Annotated in this window: 9 protein-coding genes; 3 read left to right on the top strand and 6 right to left on the bottom strand. The window is 66.5% G+C overall.

Annotation, left to right across the window (positions count from 1 at the left end; all coding sequences use genetic code 11):
- Positions 1 to 3: 3 nt before the first annotated feature.
- The 3 genes from P0R31_RS00255 to P0R31_RS00245 form a co-directional block, all read right to left on the bottom strand.
- The gene (locus P0R31_RS00255; protein ID WP_275512361.1) at positions 4 to 951 is read right to left on the bottom strand and encodes a DUF6492 family protein; all 948 of its coding nucleotides are present in this window, start codon (positions 949 to 951) and stop codon (positions 4 to 6) included.
- Positions 952 to 1047: 96 nt separating this feature from the next.
- Positions 1048 to 1842 (bottom strand): protein-L-isoaspartate O-methyltransferase family protein, encoded by a 795-nt coding sequence (locus tag P0R31_RS00250; protein ID WP_275512360.1) that lies wholly within the window; start codon positions 1840 to 1842, stop codon positions 1048 to 1050.
- A gap of 1 nt (position 1843) precedes the next feature.
- Positions 1844 to 5302 (bottom strand): ATP-binding protein, encoded by a 3459-nt coding sequence (locus P0R31_RS00245; RefSeq protein ID WP_275512359.1) that lies wholly within the window; start codon positions 5300 to 5302, stop codon positions 1844 to 1846.
- Positions 5303 to 5438: 136 nt separating this feature from the next.
- On the opposite strand from P0R31_RS00245, the gene P0R31_RS00240 reads away from it, so the two are divergent.
- From P0R31_RS00240 to P0R31_RS00230, 3 genes are all read left to right on the top strand, one after another.
- Complete coding sequence (locus P0R31_RS00240; RefSeq protein ID WP_275512358.1) at positions 5439 to 11882, top strand: non-ribosomal peptide synthetase; 6444 nt, start codon at positions 5439 to 5441, stop codon at positions 11880 to 11882.
- Positions 11883 to 12022: 140 nt separating this feature from the next.
- Positions 12023 to 12196 (top strand): hypothetical protein, encoded by a 174-nt coding sequence (locus P0R31_RS00235; protein WP_275512357.1) that lies wholly within the window; start codon positions 12023 to 12025, stop codon positions 12194 to 12196.
- A 245-nt stretch (positions 12197 to 12441) separates the two neighbouring features.
- The gene (locus P0R31_RS00230; RefSeq protein WP_275512356.1) at positions 12442 to 13173 is read left to right on the top strand and encodes a 4'-phosphopantetheinyl transferase family protein; all 732 of its coding nucleotides are present in this window, start codon (positions 12442 to 12444) and stop codon (positions 13171 to 13173) included.
- A 210-nt stretch (positions 13174 to 13383) separates the two neighbouring features.
- Here the strand turns inward: P0R31_RS00230 and P0R31_RS00225 are convergent, their stop codons facing one another.
- The 3 genes from P0R31_RS00225 to P0R31_RS00215 form a co-directional block, all read right to left on the bottom strand.
- Positions 13384 to 14409, bottom strand: coding sequence for a histone deacetylase family protein (locus P0R31_RS00225; RefSeq protein WP_275512355.1), 1026 nt, complete (start codon positions 14407 to 14409; stop codon positions 13384 to 13386).
- 131 nt (positions 14410 to 14540) lie between these two features.
- A complete protein-coding gene (locus P0R31_RS00220; protein ID WP_275512354.1) occupies positions 14541 to 15482 on the bottom strand; it encodes an SMP-30/gluconolactonase/LRE family protein in 942 nt (313 codons plus the stop codon).
- Positions 15439 to 17526 (bottom strand): PQQ-dependent sugar dehydrogenase, encoded by a 2088-nt coding sequence (locus P0R31_RS00215; protein WP_275512353.1) that lies wholly within the window; start codon positions 17524 to 17526, stop codon positions 15439 to 15441. Before P0R31_RS00215 ends, P0R31_RS00220 begins: the two co-directional genes overlap by 44 nt.
- Positions 17527 to 17563 lie beyond the last annotated feature (37 nt).

Raw genomic sequence — 17563 nt, 5'->3', positions numbered from 1 at the left:
AGATCAGCGTGTCTTCGGCGTTTCGAACGCGGCCACATCGCCGATATGATCGGGGGCCAGGCTCGGCGCGCGCCGCTCGCGCGAGGAGAGGCGGAACACGTCGCGGATGTCGGCAATCGACGTCGACGAATAGGACTGAATGCAAAGCGCGACCTGTTCGGGCGAGGCCGTGCGCATCATCGCTTCGATGGCCGGGCGGTCGAGCGGCGTATCGTCCCAGTGCGAAACCGCGATGCTGTCTTCGGTGATCCGATGTCGCGCCATGTGCTCTGGCGAGGTCGCGACGAAGTTTCCGTAAAGCAGGTACTCGGAGAATTTCTTCTTCCGGCACAGCGCCAGCGCCCAGCTCAGGCCCGTCGCCGACTTGATCGCGTCCGTCATCGCCCGCGCCGTGTCCCTGTCCCAGACCAGCGCGTTGCCGACATAATCGTCGGCCGGGAATGAACGCTCCTTGATGCCGAGAAGCTGATCGACGGTACGCAGCCACAGGCCGTGCAACGGGTGGTCGGCGGCGATCGCCTTGCGCGTGACGAACAGCGGCGTCGTCTCGGCGCCGGCATATCGGCTGACGTCGAACTCGCGGAAGAACAGATTGTCCGAATCCAGGATGCAGACGCGCTGCTCGGGCGCGTTGAGGACGCCGGCGATCTTCAGGATCTGCTGGATGTGCCAGCCGTGCACGGGCGAGGACAGCAGCGACAGCCAGACGCGCCGACTGCCGAGCTGGAGCGCCGGCGGCAGCGCGAACAGCCATTTCGGCAGATAGCGCGAGGCCGGAACGATGACCCGCTTGTCGGACGAAAAGCGCGCGAACAGCGGCACGTCCTCATCGTTAACGAGTACATAATGGCGCGTGTATCCCGACAGCCAGGTGTCGATGCTCTCGCTGAGCAGCGAAAAGCGCTCGATATCCTTGGCGTAGCTGGCAGTCAGCAGGGCAACGGAATGCATGGAGCACGCTCAAATGGCCATCAGACCCGCACTGATAGCGGCAATGCGAGATGCCGGAAACTCACGATCGAAATCAAGGTAAAGCGAAACGAAGTGTTAGCCATCCGACGGCAGCCCCTGCACCAGCCCGCGAAAGCGGAGCGGCGCCAGGGCTGAGGCGCGCTGCCACCAGTCGGCGACGCGGTCGTCGAGGGCGGTCACGCCGCGGCCCCGGCCGGGGAAGATCCGGATCTGCTGGATCGCCTCTGCCTCGAACCCCCTGGCCCTCCGCGTGATCTTGAGGGCGGCGCCTTCGCGGTCGCGCTGGGTCAGCGGCACCAGAAGACGGCCGCGCGGACGGAGCGACCGCAGCCAGAGCGGGTGCGGGTGCGGGAAGCCGGCATGGACGATGATCACATCGGCGGGCCCGCCCACGTCCTTGCATCCATCGCCGTGGACGACCGTGACGTTGCCATAGCCGCGCAAATAGCTCGCCGCCCGGGAGGCGAGCCGCTCGTCGCATTCGATCGCATGGACGCGGCCCTTCTCGCCGACCATGATCGACAGCACCGCGGAGAAATAGCCGAGGCCGCAGCCGATCTGCACGACACGGTCCGCCCGCTTGATGTCGAGAATGTCGATCAAATGCGCCCACAGGCTCGGCAGGCCGGTGTCGAGCTTGCGACGTGCATCGATGGCGACGAGCACGTTGTCATAGAGATGAACGGGATCGGCGTCGGGCGTCAGCCGGTAGCTGCGGGCCGTCTCGCCCTTGATGCGCCAGGGTCCCCTTGGCAGAAATTCCTCGCGCGGAACGGCGGCGAGCGCATCGAGGAGACGCTTCGAGGCAATCCGCTCACGCCTTCCGATCAATTCCACGTAGCGCGCACGCGCGGCGGCAGGATCGCTCATGTCACAGATCGGCCTGCTCGCGCACCGGCGCGTCCGTACCGAGCTCGTCGAGGAGCTGGAACGCCTGCTTCAGATCCGGCGTGTAAGAACCCTCGCTGAACTTGCCGACGATCGGCATGAGCAGGAGTCTTGCGTGCTCGCGCTTGCCGGCTTGATGCGACAAGCGTGCGAGACCGAGGGCGGTGCGAAGCTCCCAGGACAGCGCACCCTGCTTGCGTGCGGTCTCCAGTGAAAGGCCGAACAGGTCCTCCGCCTCCTGTACCGACGCCGGGTCGCCGCCCGCCAGCGTGATCTCGCCTTGCAGGCGATAGACCTCGGCGAGATAGAAGTGATCGCCGGTCCGCCTTGCAGTCGCAAGCGCACCATCCAGCGCGCGCAAGGCGGCGTCGCGCATCCCGACCTTGGCGTAGGTTTCCGCGAGCAGACAGCGGAACCAGCAACCGGCGAGCCAGGAATCCATCGCCTCGTACTCGTCGAGGCCGAAGCGCATCTGGCCGAGGCCTTCGTCGGCTTCGCCGAGCTGAGCCAGCGCCCAGCCGCGCAGGATCGCCGCCTGCTGCTTCCAGTGCAGGAAATTGTGTTCGGTGGCAATGATCATGGCGCGGTTGGCGTAGTCGCGCGTGCCTTCGACGTCGCGCAAATGCTGACGGAGATAGGCGCCGAACACCAGCGCGAAGGCCAGCGTGAAAGGGTGACGGATCTTCTCGGCGTTCGCGATCGCCTGCTCGCTGTGCTGGCGCGCCGCGTCGGGCCGGCCGAGGAACCACAGGAGGTAACCGAGATAGGACAGCGAAACGACACCGGGATCGATGCCGTGCCGTTCCATCAGGTCGGAGTGCAGATCGGGGCTGTACAGGTTGATGCAGCGGTGCAAATGGTGCTGCGAGGCTGCGAAGCGGCCGCGATAGAGCATGGTCATCGCGATCGCGCGGTGCGCCTCGATCAGATAGCCGGTCTGCTGCGCCGGCTGCGTCCGCTCGTTCAGCCGCTCGCGCTTGGCAAACTTCAACAGCTCGACGCTGAGATCGTGCGCGCGGGTGAGATCGGCACGGATGAAATGGCACACCCAGAGCCCGCGCGTCGCGGCGAAGACCTTTTCGTCGTCGTCGAGCTGACGGCCGAGCTCCAGCGCGCGGATGTAGTTCTCCTCGACCTCCTGCACCGCGTAGCCCTTGGCGGCGATCAGCGCGTTGCCGAGCGCGATGCGCAGCTTGAGCTCCATCTCGTCGGAGCCCTGCATGCGCGCATTGGCCTGCACGACGTTAAGGCCGCGGCGCAGGTGGCCGATCGCCTCCAGATTGGCCCCGGTCTTGGCCGCCTGCTTGCCGGCCTTAAGCCAGAAGCTGGCGGCGCCCTCGCTCTGGCCGGATTCGGTCAAATGATGGGCGAGCAGCTCCGGTTCGCGCTCGGTCCTCTCCGGATACATCTCGGCGAGCACCTGGGCGATCCGCGCATGCAGCTTGCGCCGCTCGCTGTGCAACAGGCTCGCATGCGCGGCGTTCTGGATCATCACGTGCTTGAAGGAGTACAGCGCATCCGGCGGATGGCCGCGGCGCATGATCAGCCCGGCCTCCTGCAGATGACTGAGCGCCGCCTCGATCTGCTCGGCCGGCGTATTGGCGACGGCATGCAGCGTCTCGTAGGAGAACTCGCGGCCGATCGTGGCGCCGATCTGCGCGATGCGCTTGAAGGGTCCCATCCGATCGAGCCGCGCCATCAGCGAGTCGGTCAGGGTGGCCGGGATTGCGAGCTGCCGCCACGGTCCCGACAGCACGTAGCGCCCGTGCCGCTCGGTCAGCAGATTGGATTCCAGAACCGTCTTGGTCAGCTCCTCCAGGAACAGCGGCACGCCGTCGGTCTTGACGATGATCTCCTCGACTACCTCCTTGGGCAGCTCGCGTCCCGCGACGCGCTCGACCAGCGTCGTGCGCAACTGCCGGCTCAGGCGGTTCAGCACCAGGGTGGTGATGTGCGAATGCGCGTTCCAGCTCGGCTGGAATTCCGAGCGCGCGGTGATGATCGCCAGGATCGGCTGGTTCTGCACCCGATCGACCAGGAGGTCGACCACCTCGCGGGAGGTCGGGTCGATCCAATGCAAATCCTCGAACGCGATCACCAGCGGCATCTCGCGCGCAAGGCCGAGGAAATGGTTGACCAGCGCCACGACGGTCGCATCCTTCTGCTGCTGCGGCGACAGCTCGAGCGGCGGATAGCGGTCCCCGGTCGGTATCGACAGCAGCGCGGCAAACAGCGGGGTGACCTGCTCGACGTCGCCATGAGAGGCCGCGATCGCGTTCTCGAGGCTCGCCAACGACAGCGCGGACGAATCCTCGCGATCGAGACCGAGGGAGAATTTGAGCTGCGCGACGAAGGGATGGAACGCGGTGGAGGTGTAATAGGGCGAGCATTGCAGCGAGACCTGTCCATGGCGGTCGTCCGATATCCGCTCGAAGATCTCCTGGATGATGCGCGACTTGCCGATGCCGGGCTCGCCGAACTTGACCACGACCTGGCCGTCGCCGTCCTTGACCTGCTGCCAGCGTCCCATCAAAAGCGCGATCTCCTCCTCGCGGTTGACGAGCGGTGTCAGCCGCGTACCCATCGCCGCAGCGAAGCGGGTCTCCACCCGCGAGGCGCGCACCACGTGCCAGGCCTGGGCCTTCTCGGGGATTCCCTTCAAGTCGTGGACGCCGAGATTGCGGTAGTCGAACTTCCCCTTCAGCAGCGCCTGCGTCGAGGCCGAGATCACCACACCGTTGGGCGGCGCCAGGCCTTGCAGGCGCGCCGCGAGATTGACGGTTTCCCCGACCGCGGAGTCGCGTTCTTCGGTGCCCTGCCCGACGAGGTCGCCGACCACGACGAGGCCGGTCGCGATCCCGATGCGGACGGCCGGTGAATGACTGAGCGCATCGCGCGGCTCGACCGCGTGCGCCGTCGACAGCACCCGCACGATCTCGAGCCCGGCGCGCACCGCGCGCTCGGCATCGTCCTCATGTGCGGTCGGATAGCCGAAATAGACCAGGATACCGTCGCCGACGAAACGGGCGGCAAAGCCCTCGTATTGCTTGACCACCCGGACGCAGGTCTCGCGAAAATCCGCGATCATGTCGCGGACGTCCTCCGGATCGAACTGCGCGGACAGCGAGGTGGAATCCACCATGTCGCAGAACATCGTGGTGAGCTGGCGCCGTTCGGCTCCGACCTCCGCCCGGATTTGCGGACGCGGCGCCTCCGCCTCCGTGGTTTCCGCTTGAAGCAGCGCCGCCATCGCCCGCTGCAGCCGCTTGCGATCGCCGAGCGGCAATCCGAGCTCGACCAGATCGGCTTCGGTGAGATCCGCGATGACGTCGAGATCGAGGCGGTGCTGCGCGAAAAGATCGGTGTAGTGCCCGAGGCCGATGCTTTCGAGCCAGTGCTTCAGCCCACCTTCCAAACTCGTGCTCGGCTCGTTCTCCAGCATCGCGATTCTGCCCGACCCTTACTCCGTCGAAGGGCTCGAGGGCCCCTCAACCACAGATTTTGGGGTCCAAACTTCACCTCGGACTGGACGCATTCCCCAACTTCTTGGAAGAATAACTTAATCGGACCAAAAGGGAATGGCGTTGTCGGACATTGCATCCGGAGCGGACGAAGCATCAGCCGGCACCACGGCCGAAACGAAGGTGTTCGCGCATATCGGCGGCCTTCTCGAATTCTACGCCCGCAGGACGCCGGCGGCACCCGCACTCCTCGCTCCCGGCCGGCCGGCGCTCAGCTATGGCGTGCTGGCCGAGTCGATCCGGCAACTGGTCCGTACCTTGCGTGAACTCGGCATCGGTCCCGCAGACCGCATCGCGGTCGCGTTGCCGCGCGGCGCCGATACTGCGCTGGCGCTGATCGCGGTCGCATCAGGCTGCGCCTGCGTCCCCATCAACCCGGATCTGACGGCGGACGAGCTACAACGCTATTTCAGCGAACTGAAGCTGACGGCGCTCGTGACCCGGGCCGACATGAACTCGGCGAGCCGCGACGCCGCCAGAGTGCTCGACATCGCCGTGATCGATTTCGTGGCGGGGCCTGCCCACGATCTCGGCGGCTGCGCGTTCATCGCGCCGGCGATCGGGCCGGCCAATGCCGGCGGCGCTTCGAGCGGCGACGACGATGCGTTCATCCTGCTGACGTCAGGCACGGCGGCGCGGCCGAAAATGGTGCCGCTGACCCACCGCAATGTCTGCCTCTCCGCCTACAATGCCGGCCATGTGCTGTCGCTCACGACGCATGATCGCCTGCTCAACGTCCTGCCGCTGTTTCATGCCCATGGCTTGATCTCCGGCCTGCTCACGGCGCTGGCCGCGGGCTCCAGCGTGATCTGCACCGACGGTTTCGACGCATCGTCGTTCTTCGGCTGGATGCGGGAGTTGCAACCGACCTGGTACACGGCGGTGCCGACCATTCATCGCGCATTGCTGACGGCGGCGGAAGTAAATCCGGACCGCGCCCGACCATCGTCGCTGCGCGTGATCCGGTCGGCTTCGGCCTCGCTCGCGCCGGCGATTCTCGCCGGGCTGGAGACAACGTTCGGCGTGCCCGTGCTCGAGACCTACGGCATGACCGAGGCGGCCTCGCAGATTGCGGCCAATCCGTTCGAGCTGCGCAAGGTCGGGTCGGTCGGCCGCGCCGCCGGCCCGGAGATCGCGATCATGGACGAGACCGGCCGCACGCTCGCAAGCGGGGCGCACGGCGAGATCGTGCTGCGCGGGCCGAACATGAGCCGCGGCTATTATAATGACGAGCCGGCGACGCGGGCCGCATTCCGCAACGGTAGGTTCAGGACCGGCGACCTCGGCTATCTCGATGACGACGGCTATCTCTTCATCGTCGGCCGCATCAAGGACGTCATCAACCGCGGCGGGCAGAAGATATCGCCGCTGGAGGTGGAAGACGTCCTGCTCAGCCATCCGGCGGTGCTGGAAGCCGGCGTGTTCGCGGTCCCGCACGACAAGCTCGGCGAGAACGTCGCGGCCGTCGTGGTGCTGCGGCCGAACGCCGAGGCGACCTCGGACCATTTGCGCCAATTCGCGCGAAAGCGGCTTGCGGCCTACAAGGTGCCGAGCCTGATCCGCAGCGTGGCGGCGCTGCCGAAGGGCGCCAGCGGCAAGGTCAAGCGCAATGCCCTCGCCGAGCTGATTGCAACGGTCGACGCGGGCGACGAGACCCGGCTGCCGCGCAATGCGGTCGAGAGCCAGCTCGCCGAGATCTGGGCCGGCCTGTTGGAGCTGCCGCAGGTCGGCGCCGACCAGGACGTCTTCGCGCTCGGCGCGGATTCGCTCGCGGTGACACAGATGCGCTCGCGCTTGCGCGACCGCTTCGATGTCGACTTCTCGTTCGAGGACATCTTCGATTGCCCGACGGTCGCAGCGCTTGCGGCCCGGATCGAGACCGCCGCAAGCCGGCGCGAGACGGCGCTGCCGGGCTGGCGCCGGCTTGCGGGCACGGACGCACCGCTATCGTTCCAGCAGCAGCGGATGTACGTGCTCTCGCGACTGGACCCGACCCGGTACAACTATAACGTCGTCGAGATCGCCGTCCTCAAGGGCCCGGTCGACGCCGCCGCGCTGTCTGCGAGCCTCGCTGCGATCTCAACGCGCCACGAGGCGTTGCGCTCGGTGTTCGTCGAGCGCCAGGGCGAGCCGATGCAGCTGGTGCTGTCATCGACGCCGCGGCTGGAGCGCATCAAGCTCAAGCCATGCCCTGCGGGCAGGCGGCCTGCGGCAATCCGGCGCGAGGCGCTCAGGCTTGCGCAACATCAGTTCGACCTGGCCCACGCGCCGCCCCTGAAGACGACACTGCTGTCGTTCGACGGGAACAACCATGCGCTGGTGGTCAACGTCCATCACCTCGCCACCGATGGCTGGTCGCAGCGGCTGTTCTGGCAGGAGCTCGCCGTCCATTATGCCGCCGCGCGCAAGAAGCATTCGGCCGCACTGCCGCCGCCCGCTTTCCAATATCGCGACTTCGCACTCTGGCAGCAAAGCTGGGCGCAGACGCCCGCGGCCAGGGAGCAGCTCGATTATTGGCGGACCCAGCTCGACGGCGTCACCATGCTGCCGCTGCGAACCGACAGGCCGAGACCTGAGATCTGGAGCGGACACGGCGCGCGTCACTACCTTGAATTCTCAAAGTCCCTCTCGTCCGAGCTGCGCGCGCTGAGCCAGAACCACGGCGTCACGCCGTTCATGACGCTGCTCGCCGCCTTCCAGTGCCTGTTGTTCCGCCACACCTCGCATGAGGACGTCGCCACGGGATCGCTGATCGCCAATCGCAACCAGATCGAGAGCGAGCGCCTGATCGGGCTGTTCGCCAACACCCTGGTCCTGCGCAACGATTTCAGCGGCGATCCGAGCTTCGGCGAGATGTTGCGGCGGGTGCGGCAGGTCACGCTGGACGCCTACCGCAACCAGGACCTTCCGATCGAGGAGGTGTTGCGCGCATTACAGGTGGCGCGCCGCAGCGACGGCAATCCCCTGTTCCGGACCATGTTCATCCTCCAGAACGCCTCGATCGAGGCGGCGCGCTTTCCTGGCCTGTCGACCCGGCGGCTGGAAGTCGATCCCAGGGTGGCGCGGTTCGACATCACGCTCGAACTGGTCGAGGCCGATGGCCGCTTCACCGGCTTCTTCGAATACGCCACCGATCTTTTCGACGCCGCGACGATCGAAGCCATGACGGCCCAGTTCAAGACGCTGCTCAAGGCCGTCATCGCCAATCCGGAGCAGCGCATCTCGCGCCTGCCGCTCCTGACCGAGGCCGAACGCCGGCAAGCGCTGGCAAAAGGCCGGGGCAGGCCGGCCAATTTCACCACACTTGGCAACTTGAGCGAACGCTTCGAGCGCCAGGCGAGGAAGACGCCGAACGCCGTCGCGGTCTCGGACGGTCGCACGTCCCTGACCTATCGCGAGCTGGCGCGCCGCACTGGGGCGGCCGCGCGCTGGCTGGCCCGGGAGGGCGTCGGCGCGGAGAGCGTGGTTGCCCTGCTCGCGGAGCGCGGGCCCGACCTGCTCGCCGCGATGATCGCGGTGCAGCGCGTTGGCGCGGCCTTCCTCAATCTCGATCCCGACCAGCCGACGGCACGGCTCTCGACCATCCTCGGATCGAGCTGTGCCCGCGTGCTGCTGACCGGGCGGGCTCAGTCTGCCATGGTCGAGGCCCTGCTCGAACCGCTAGTCGAGCGCATCCCGGTGGCCGAGCTCGACGACGTGGTCGCGACAAGGGCAGACAAGCCGGCCCGCGCCGCACGGCGCGCCGCCTCAAGCCTTGCCTATCTCGTCTATACGTCCGGCTCCTCCGGCGCGCCGAAGGGCGTCATGATCGAGCAGCGCGGCCTGTCGAACCATCTGGCCTCGCTCATCTCCGAGCTCGGCCTCTCGCCTAAGGACGTGATCGCGCAGACCGCGCCGCAGAGCTTCGTCATCTCGGTTTGGCAATTCCTCGCCGGTCCCATGGTCGGCGCGCGCGTCCATGTCTGCGGCCAGGCGATCGTGCAGGACCCGATGCTGCTGGCGCGCGAGATCGAGGGCGAGGGCATCACGGTGCTCGAGATCGTGCCCTCGCTGCTGCGCCTCATTCTCGAGCGTATGGACGAGGCGCCGATCCGGTGCGCCTTCGCGAAGCTGCGGCTGCTGATCTCGACCGGCGAGCCGTTGCCCGTCGAGCTCTGCCGCGCCTGGTTTGCGCGCTGCCCGAGGGTGCCGCTAATCAATGCCTACGGCGCGTCGGAATGCTCCGACGACTGCTCCCTGCATCGCCTGACCAAGGCGCCGGCAATCGCGGCGGCCAACGTTCCGGTCGGCGCGCCGCTGCCGAACACGCAGCTTTACGTGCTCGACGCGCAGCTCCAGCCGCAACCGATCGGCGTGACCGGCGAGCTCTGCATCGGCGGCGCCGGAATCGGCCGCGGCTATATCAACGATCCCGCGCAGAGCCGGCAGCGCTTTCTGCCCGATCCGTTCTCGCGCCAGGCCGGCAGCCGACTCTACCGGACCGGCGATCTGGCCCGGCGCCGCGCCGATGGGACGATCGAATGCCTCGGCCGCGCCGACCATCAGGTCAAGGTCCGTGGCTATCGTATCGAGCTCAAGGAGATCGAGAACGCGCTTGCCGAGCATCGAAGCGTGCGCGCCGCCATCGTCGAACCGCGCCGCGAGGCGAGCGGCGACATCAGGCTGATCGCCCATGTCGTCGCCAAGCCCGGCAGCCGGAGCAGCGCCAGCGAGCTGCGCGACTTCCTGAAGAGCCGCCTGCCCGTCCACGCCATCCCCGCCGCCTTCCTGTTCCTGGATCAGGTGCCGCTCAACGCCCATGGCAAGATCGACCGCTCGGCGCTCCTTACATCCGTCCCGCCGGAAGCGTCCGGCCCGGATGCGGTCGTCCCGGCGCGGCGCTTCACCGAAAAGGTGCTCTCCGATATCTGGATCGACCTGCTGAACGTCGAGCGCATCAGTGTTACCGGCAATTTCTTCGACCTCGGCGGCCATTCGCTGCTGGCCGGCCAGGTGATGGCGCGCATCGCGCGGGCGCTCGGCGTGTCGCTGCCGATCAAGGCCATCTTCGAGGCGCCGACGATCGAGGGGTTGGCGCGGCGGGTCGAACAGACCGTGGCCACGAAACCGCACAAGCCTGCCGCAAGCCTGCCGCGATCGGCTGCGGGCGGGCCGCCGGCGCCTTCCATCGGACAGGACCAGATGCTGCACATCGAGCGGAATCTGCCGGGGCTGCCGCAGCTCAACCTGCCCTTCGCCTTCCGCCTGCAGGGCCCGCTCGATTCGGCCGCCCTGGCAAAGGCGATCGACGACGTGGTGCGCCGGCACGAATCGCTGCGCACCGCGTTCGCATGGAACGGCGATGAGCCGGAAAGCCGCATCGTCGCGCCGCGCACGCTCGGCCGAATCATGACGGTCGAGACGATCGGCGACGGTCATCCCCACAACAACAAGCGGCGCAAGGCGCTCGAGCTCAGGAAGATCGATCTCCTGATCGAGCAGGAGGCCTATACCCCGATCGACACCACACGCGCGCCGCTGTTGCGCGCCCGGCTGTTGCGGCTCCACGACGACGACCACGTGCTGCTGCTGACGTTGCATCACGCCGTCGTCGACGGCTGGTCGATCGGCGTGCTGTTCGAGGAATTGTCGAGCCGCTATGCCGCGCTGGCCGGATACCCGTCCGCGCCATTGCTGAGCCCGCCGCCGGCCTTTTCGGATGTCGCACGCTGGCAGCGCTGGTGGTGCGGCACCGACGCGGCGCGCCGCCAGGCCGCCGACTGGACCGAGTATTTGCGCGGAGCGGGCTCCCTCTTCGACGGCGAATCCAGCCCGGGCGCCGCCACCGGGCATCATCCGCTCAGACTCGAGCGCGAGCTGATCGTCCGGCTGACGGCGCTTGCCGGCCAGCACAATTGCACGCTGTTCATGTGCCTGCTCACCGGCCTGAAGGCCATGCTGCTGGCCCGGACGGGCCGCACCGACATCGCGGTCGCGACCGCGATGGCCAATCGTGCCCAACCGGACACCGACCGGATCATCGGCCCGTTCGAGAACACGGTGATCGTCCGCACGACAATCACGCCGGACCTGTCTTTCGCGCAGGCCCTGCTGCGGGTGCGCCAGAGCGTGCTCGAGGCGCATGCGCGGCAGGAGCTGCCGTTCAACGTCCTGGCCGATCGACTGGAGCAGGAGGGGATCGATCCGGCCTCGCTGCTCCAGGTCTATTTCACGCTGCAGAATCCGTTGCGCCGGCCGCTCGATCTCCCGGATCTCGAGACGGAATCCATCGGCAACGTCGCGCGCGAAGGCCAGCCGGTGCTGCCGATCGACCAGACCTGGCTGTCGCTGATGCTCAAGGAGCGCCCGACCGGCATTACCGGCTCCTGCAATTACAAGCGCGATTTGCTCGAGGGCCGAGCGGTCGGCGAATGGATGGAGGACCTCGTCGCCCTGCTGACGGCGGCGATCGTTCAGCCCAACGCACCACTCGGCAGATTGCTCGCGCGCAGGGCCGCTTGATGCCGCGACATCGCGCCAGAATACGGGTTCACGCCCCAAAGCTGTGAATGATCAAGTTGCAGCTTGATTATTTGGCGTCGTCGCGCAAGATTATTCTCGGGTTTTGATTTGGGATGATCATTTTCAACCGGGGGAGTGTTATGGGTTTCATCAAATTTACCAAGAAGACCTCGCTCAGCGCGGAGGACCGCAAGGCGCTGCAAGACCTGCTCAATTTCGAGAAGGACAAACTTCAGCTCGCGCTGAAGGATGTCGAAGACAGCCTTAAAGCTCTGCGCGGGTCCAAGAAGAAGAAGAAGTCCAAGAAGAAGTAAGCTTCGTCGGCCGGGACGCCGCACGAATCGCCGGGCTTCAATTTTCGAGCCCCAGTTTCGGAATTGGCTGCTTGCTTGTCGAGTTTGGGGGCTCGCACAAGCTTGCGCCTGTAAGCCGGCCTGCAAATCGACAAGAATTCGCCCGGGTGGACCGCTAGGTACGGTCCTCTCGGCTGATTCTTGCGCAGTTGTTTCTTCCGTCGGGACCGGGGATTTGGCCTCGCCTGACGCCATGGGCCCAATTGATGGCAGACGACAGAATCGAACTCTTTGTCGGACTGATCGAGACCATTGACGTGCCGGGCGCGGCCGAGGCGTGCCGACGCCTGCTCTCGGTCGACGAGCGGGCCCGGTCCGATCGCTTCGTGTTCGAGCGGCATCGGCGGCAGTACATCTTCGCACATGCGATGTTGCGCCTCGCGCTGTCGCAGGTCGCGTCCAACGTCGCGCCCACCGACTGGACGTTCGGCGCGGGCCGCTATGGCCGGCCGTTCGTCGCAGCACCGGCCACCTCGACCGCGCTGCACTTCAGCCTGTCGCATGCCGACGGCTGTGTCGCCTGCGTGGTGTCGCGGCACGAGGCTGTCGGGGTGGACGTCGAAACCGTGTCGCGCCGCGTCGCGCCGCTGTCCACCGCGCTTCGCTTCTTTGCGCCGGAAGAGGTCGAAACCTTGCGCGGACTGCCGGAGCCCGCGGCGATCGAGCGCTTCTTCGACTATTGGACGCTCAAGGAGGCCTATCTGAAGGCCAGGGGGTTCGGGCTCAATCTGCCGCTCGACGCCTTCGCCATGCAGGTGTCACGCGAGGCCATCGAGATCAGCTTCAAGCCCGACATCGTCGACGATCCGGACGCCTGGCGCTTCTCGCTGTGCTCGCCATCGCCCGCGCATCGCCTTGCGATCGCCGACGGCTCCCGCGCGGACGGCGGCCTTCCCATCAGCCGCCATGCCTGGCCCCTCCGCGAAGCGGCCGTGTGAGGCGGCTCGTGCCTGCAAGGCGCGTGCGCCGAGTGGGATATTTTGAGTCGCGTGCGACGCGGCTTCTTCTCCCTCTCCCCGTCCTTGCGGGAGAGGGTCGGGGTGAGGGGCCTCTCTCCGCACAGGGGATCGCCGCTAGACCTGTACCCCCTCACCCGGAATTTGCTGCGCAAACTCCGACCTCTCCCCGCAAGCGTGGAGAGGTAAGCATCACCGCGCTTCTTCGAAGCCCGCCAGCACCGAGGTCAAATTCGCGCCGAGGATATCCGAGAGATAGCCGCCTTCCTGCACGAACACGGTCGGCAGGCCCAGCTTCGCGATGGCCTGGCCGATGCGGCGGAAGCCAGGTGTGGTGACGGCCAATCCCTTCAGCGGATCGTGCTCGGAAGCATCGAGGCCGAGCGCGATGACGAGGGCGCCGGGGGCAAAGGATTCGATCGCCTTGCGCGCAATGTCCAGCGCCTGGAGATAGCCGTCATCGCCGGTGCCTATGGGAAGCGGAATGTTGAGATTGGTGCCGAGGCCGGGTCCTTCGCCGCGCTCATGCGCATAGCCCCATACGTACGGGTAGTACGCAACGGGGTCGGCATGGATCGAGATCGTGTAGACGTCGGGCCGGGCATAAAAGATGCCTTGCGTGCCGTTGCCGTGATGGACGTCGACGTCGAGGATCACGACGCGCTCGTGCTTCTGCCGCAGATGCGCCGCCGCGATCGCGCTGTTGTTGAGGAAGCAGAAGCCGCCGGCCATGTCGCGATAGGCGTGATGGCCGGGGGGACGGCAGAGCGCGTAAGTTGCGTCCTCGCCATCCATCACCATCTGCGCTGCGGTCACCGCAACATCGGTGGCGGCGCAGGCCGCGGCCCACGTGCCCGGGCCGATCGGCGCTGCGGTGTCGGCGGTATGCCAGCCGAGCTTGCCGACGATGTGGGTCGGATAGGTCGCGGCATGGCGCACGGGATGGATATTGCCGATCATCTCCGGGCCTGAATCGCCGAGCGCCGTCCAGGCGTCCCAGGCTTCGCTGAGGAACGACAGGTATTCCGGGCTGTGAATGCGTGCGCGCGGCCCCGGCCCGAACTTGGTCGGCTCGACCAGTTGATGCCTGCCGTCCTTCAATCCCCTGAGCAGCCGGTCGGCGCGCTCGGGCTGCTCTGTGGTGCGCTTGACGACACCGCGCACCAGGAAGAATTGCGGATCGTGGCTGCGGTGCAACTCGGTATGGACGGCTTTCACTCAAACACTCCGTGGTCGGCTACTACTGGACGTGCCGCAGAGTCTTGATCGCCACGGCCGCCGGATGCAAGCAAGAAGAATGCCGCCCATCGTCGCGCTGCCCTGCGCGATGAGCAGAGCGCTTGCGAAGCTCAGCAACGCCCGCGCTGGAGGCAGTGCTCGCGGCCCGGCTGGTCGGTGCGGAAGGACTCGATGAAGCCGCCCTGGCGCTGGGTGACGAAGACGGTCTTGCCGTCGCTGCCGCCGAAGGCAATGTTGGTCGGCTCCTTGGCCTTCAGCGGGATCTCGCGCTCGACCACGCCGGTCGGCTTCATCAGCGCAATCGTGCCCTTGAGAATGCGCGCGACGTAGAGGCGGCCGGCAACGTCGGTGCGCAGGCCGTCGATGGTGTCGGGCTGAAACGCCTTGACGAGTTTTGCAGCCGTCAGCTCGTTGCCGCTGATCGCATAGGACCAGATCTGGCCGCTGCTGGATTCACCGACATAGAGCGTCTTGCCGTCAGGGCTGAGATCGATCCCGTTGGTGGTGCCCATCGCGCGCGGCGCCGACATCACCCGTCCCTGCGCCGTACCGTCCGCGCCCCTGGCGATGCGCCATATGTGGCCTTCGCGCCCCTTCCAGTTCGGATCGCTCGCATAGATCGTGCCGTCGGGCGCGATGGTGATGTCGTTCGGCTGGCTCATCTCGTCGGAATGAAACCACACCGCGGGCTCGGTCGCGCCTTTGGGGATCGCGAAGATGTTGTGCTTCTTGTAGTCGGCGATGAACATGGTGCCGCTGCGATCGAAACGGATCGCGTTGCCGACACTGCCCTCGGGGAGCGTCGTGAACAGCTCCGAGGCGGCGCCACCCGCGGGCAATTTGCCGATGGTGCCGGGCTTGCCGAGATTGACGACGAACAGATTGCCGTCGAGATCGGCGGCCGGCCCTTCGATCCCGAAGGTGTATTCGCTGGCGGGCGTCACCTGTGCGCTTTCGAACAGCTTTGTTTCGGCACCGGCGGCTGGCAGCGTCGCGACCAGCAGGATGCTACTGCACAGGCACCAGAAGTTCCTGCCGGATGTAATAGCCATCGCCGTCGGTGCACTCGCCGTTCAGATAGGGATCGGCTGGCCGGAAGAATCGGCTGAAGCCGGGTCTGTCTACAGCGTTCCTTTGTGTCACGACGACGACCTTTCCGGCCGGTATTTCGCCGCATTCCTTGTTGGCCTTGCTGAAAAACTTCCGCTGCGGCGGGCCGGGTTTGATCCGCATGCGCATGCCCGGAACCATTTTGGCGACGAACAGGTCCGCGGTATCGAGCAGGCGCGTGTAACCGGGTTCCAGCTTCGGCAGGCTCTCGCCGCCCGGCGGCATCAGCTTCTCGGCGCCAAGGCCGCGCAGGCGTGTGCGCAGCCTGCCGGCATCGGGATCGCCAGGATAGATCCAGCCGTCCTGCGCCAGCATGAAGCGCAGCACCGCCTTGTCCTTCTCCGCATCCGACTGGCCCGCGCTGAGGCCGAAATCCGAATGGCAGCCGACGCAATGCTTCTCGACGAGGCCCTTGCGCAGGGTGGTGAGGCGAACGCTGTTCTGCGCGTCCCTGGCGACGAAAGCTGCGAGCTGGTCGATCATCGCCTGGCTGCGCGTATCGCAGGGGAGCGGCTGAGGTTGCTCGCCGGCCGCGCGATCGATCCGGATCACGGTCCTGTTCTTGTCCTCGACCAGCCAGATCGCGCCGTCCTCCGTCACCGTCATGCCGACCGGCGCACCCTGCGGCCGCGCGCCGTTGACGCGGTGCCAACCTGCAATCAGCTCTTCGAACGGCGCGGCGGCGACCTCGCCGGCGTCGGTCCGGAAACTGCGGGTCGGCTCGGCCGCGCAACTGACGTGATAGCGCACCGGTGCCGCGCTGGGCTTTGGAAAGCCGTGATCGTCGACGTCATAGACCAGCAGCCGGCTGCCGGTCGGCCGATAGCCGTGCAGGCCGACCAAGAGCTTGCCCTCCAGCTCCGGGAATTTGGCGCCCTGGTAATACAGCATCGCGAGCGGCGCGCCGTGCGGCGGCAGCAGCGAGAGCGGCGCCTTGTAAAGCGCATTGGCCGAGCAGAACGACTTGTACGCGCCCGATTGCAGCACGAGCCTGAATTCGGGGCTCGGCGTCGACAAATCGTAGCAATAGGGCCAGCCATAGTGCCTGCCCTGCTCGATCGCGTTGATCTCCTCGTTCGGCTTGAAGATGTCGGGCAGGTCGCGAGCATTCTCACCTTGGAGGAAGGCGTAGCCGGCATCCGGAAACTTCGGATGCAGCGCCAGGGCCAACGAGTTGCGCAAGCCGCGCGCATAGACGCTGTGCGGCGGGTCGGGATCGCCGGGCTTCAATGCCGGGAAGACGCCGCCTGCGGGCGGCGTGAACAGCCAGATCGATGCCAGCGCGGACGCGCCCTCGGCCGCCGCGCAGGGTCTTGTGATCGGCGCAGGCGTGATGCAATCGTCGCTGTGCGAGCCGACATTGACGAACAGCCGCCCGCTCCGGTCGAACACGAACTGCTTGAGCGGATGCGCGCTCTCATCGAGCCTCCTGCCATCCGGCAGCGTGATCCGGCGGCCGGGCATGTGGCGGATGATGGTCTCGACGGTGCTGCGTGGGTTGTCCGCGAGCGGGTCGAACCGGAAGATCGTCTCCGCGGTCGAGGCATAGAGCTTTTTGTCCGGGCCGATGACGAGAGCGAACGGATATTCTATCCCGGTCAGCAGCTCCTTGAGGCGTTGCCCCTGCGGGGCACGCGGATCGAGCAGCAGCAGCCGCCCGTCGGTGTGGCCCCAGCCACCCATATCAGCGACCACCAAAAGGCCGCGGCCGGGCACGTGGACGATCGAGCGCGGAAATTTGAGGCGATCCTCTTCGCTCGCAACGAGGCCGGCGCAAAATCCCGCCTTCATGTCGATCTGGATCCTGGGAAAGGCGAGATCGCCGCTGCCGCAGGCTTCCGTGCCGATCACATAGCCGCTCTTCCTGACCGGCTCGGACGAAGCCGGGCCTAAGCCGAGCAGCGCGGCCGCCCAAACCGCTGCAACAACGACCGCTGCAAGCAAGCGCAGATTTGGCCGTTCGCGCGCGAATGTGAACTGGTTCACGGTGCCCCCGCCTTCCCGCGGACGTTGTTCCATGCCG

The sequence above is a fragment of the Bradyrhizobium yuanmingense genome (assembly GCF_029167105.1).
Classification (GTDB): domain Bacteria; phylum Pseudomonadota; class Alphaproteobacteria; order Rhizobiales; family Xanthobacteraceae; genus Bradyrhizobium; species Bradyrhizobium yuanmingense_A.
This window is presented reverse-complemented; position numbering and strand designations above follow the sequence as displayed.

What these genes read in the sequence shown, in the direction of transcription:
- P0R31_RS00240 (WP_275512358.1), top strand. Translation starts at nt 5,439, where the DNA reads ATGGCGTTGTCGGACATTGCATCCGGAGCGGACGAAGCATCAGCCGGC.
- P0R31_RS00255 (WP_275512361.1), bottom strand. Translation starts at nt 951, where the DNA reads ATGCATTCCGTTGCCCTGCTGACTGCCAGCTACGCCAAGGATATCGAG.
- P0R31_RS00220 (WP_275512354.1), bottom strand. Translation starts at nt 15,482, where the DNA reads ATGGCTATTACATCCGGCAGGAACTTCTGGTGCCTGTGCAGTAGCATC.
- P0R31_RS00230 (WP_275512356.1), top strand. Translation starts at nt 12,442, where the DNA reads ATGGCAGACGACAGAATCGAACTCTTTGTCGGACTGATCGAGACCATT.
- P0R31_RS00245 (WP_275512359.1), bottom strand. Translation starts at nt 5,302, where the DNA reads ATGCTGGAGAACGAGCCGAGCACGAGTTTGGAAGGTGGGCTGAAGCAC.
- P0R31_RS00250 (WP_275512360.1), bottom strand. Translation starts at nt 1,842, where the DNA reads ATGAGCGATCCTGCCGCCGCGCGTGCGCGCTACGTGGAATTGATCGGA.
- P0R31_RS00235 (WP_275512357.1), top strand. Translation starts at nt 12,023, where the DNA reads ATGGGTTTCATCAAATTTACCAAGAAGACCTCGCTCAGCGCGGAGGAC.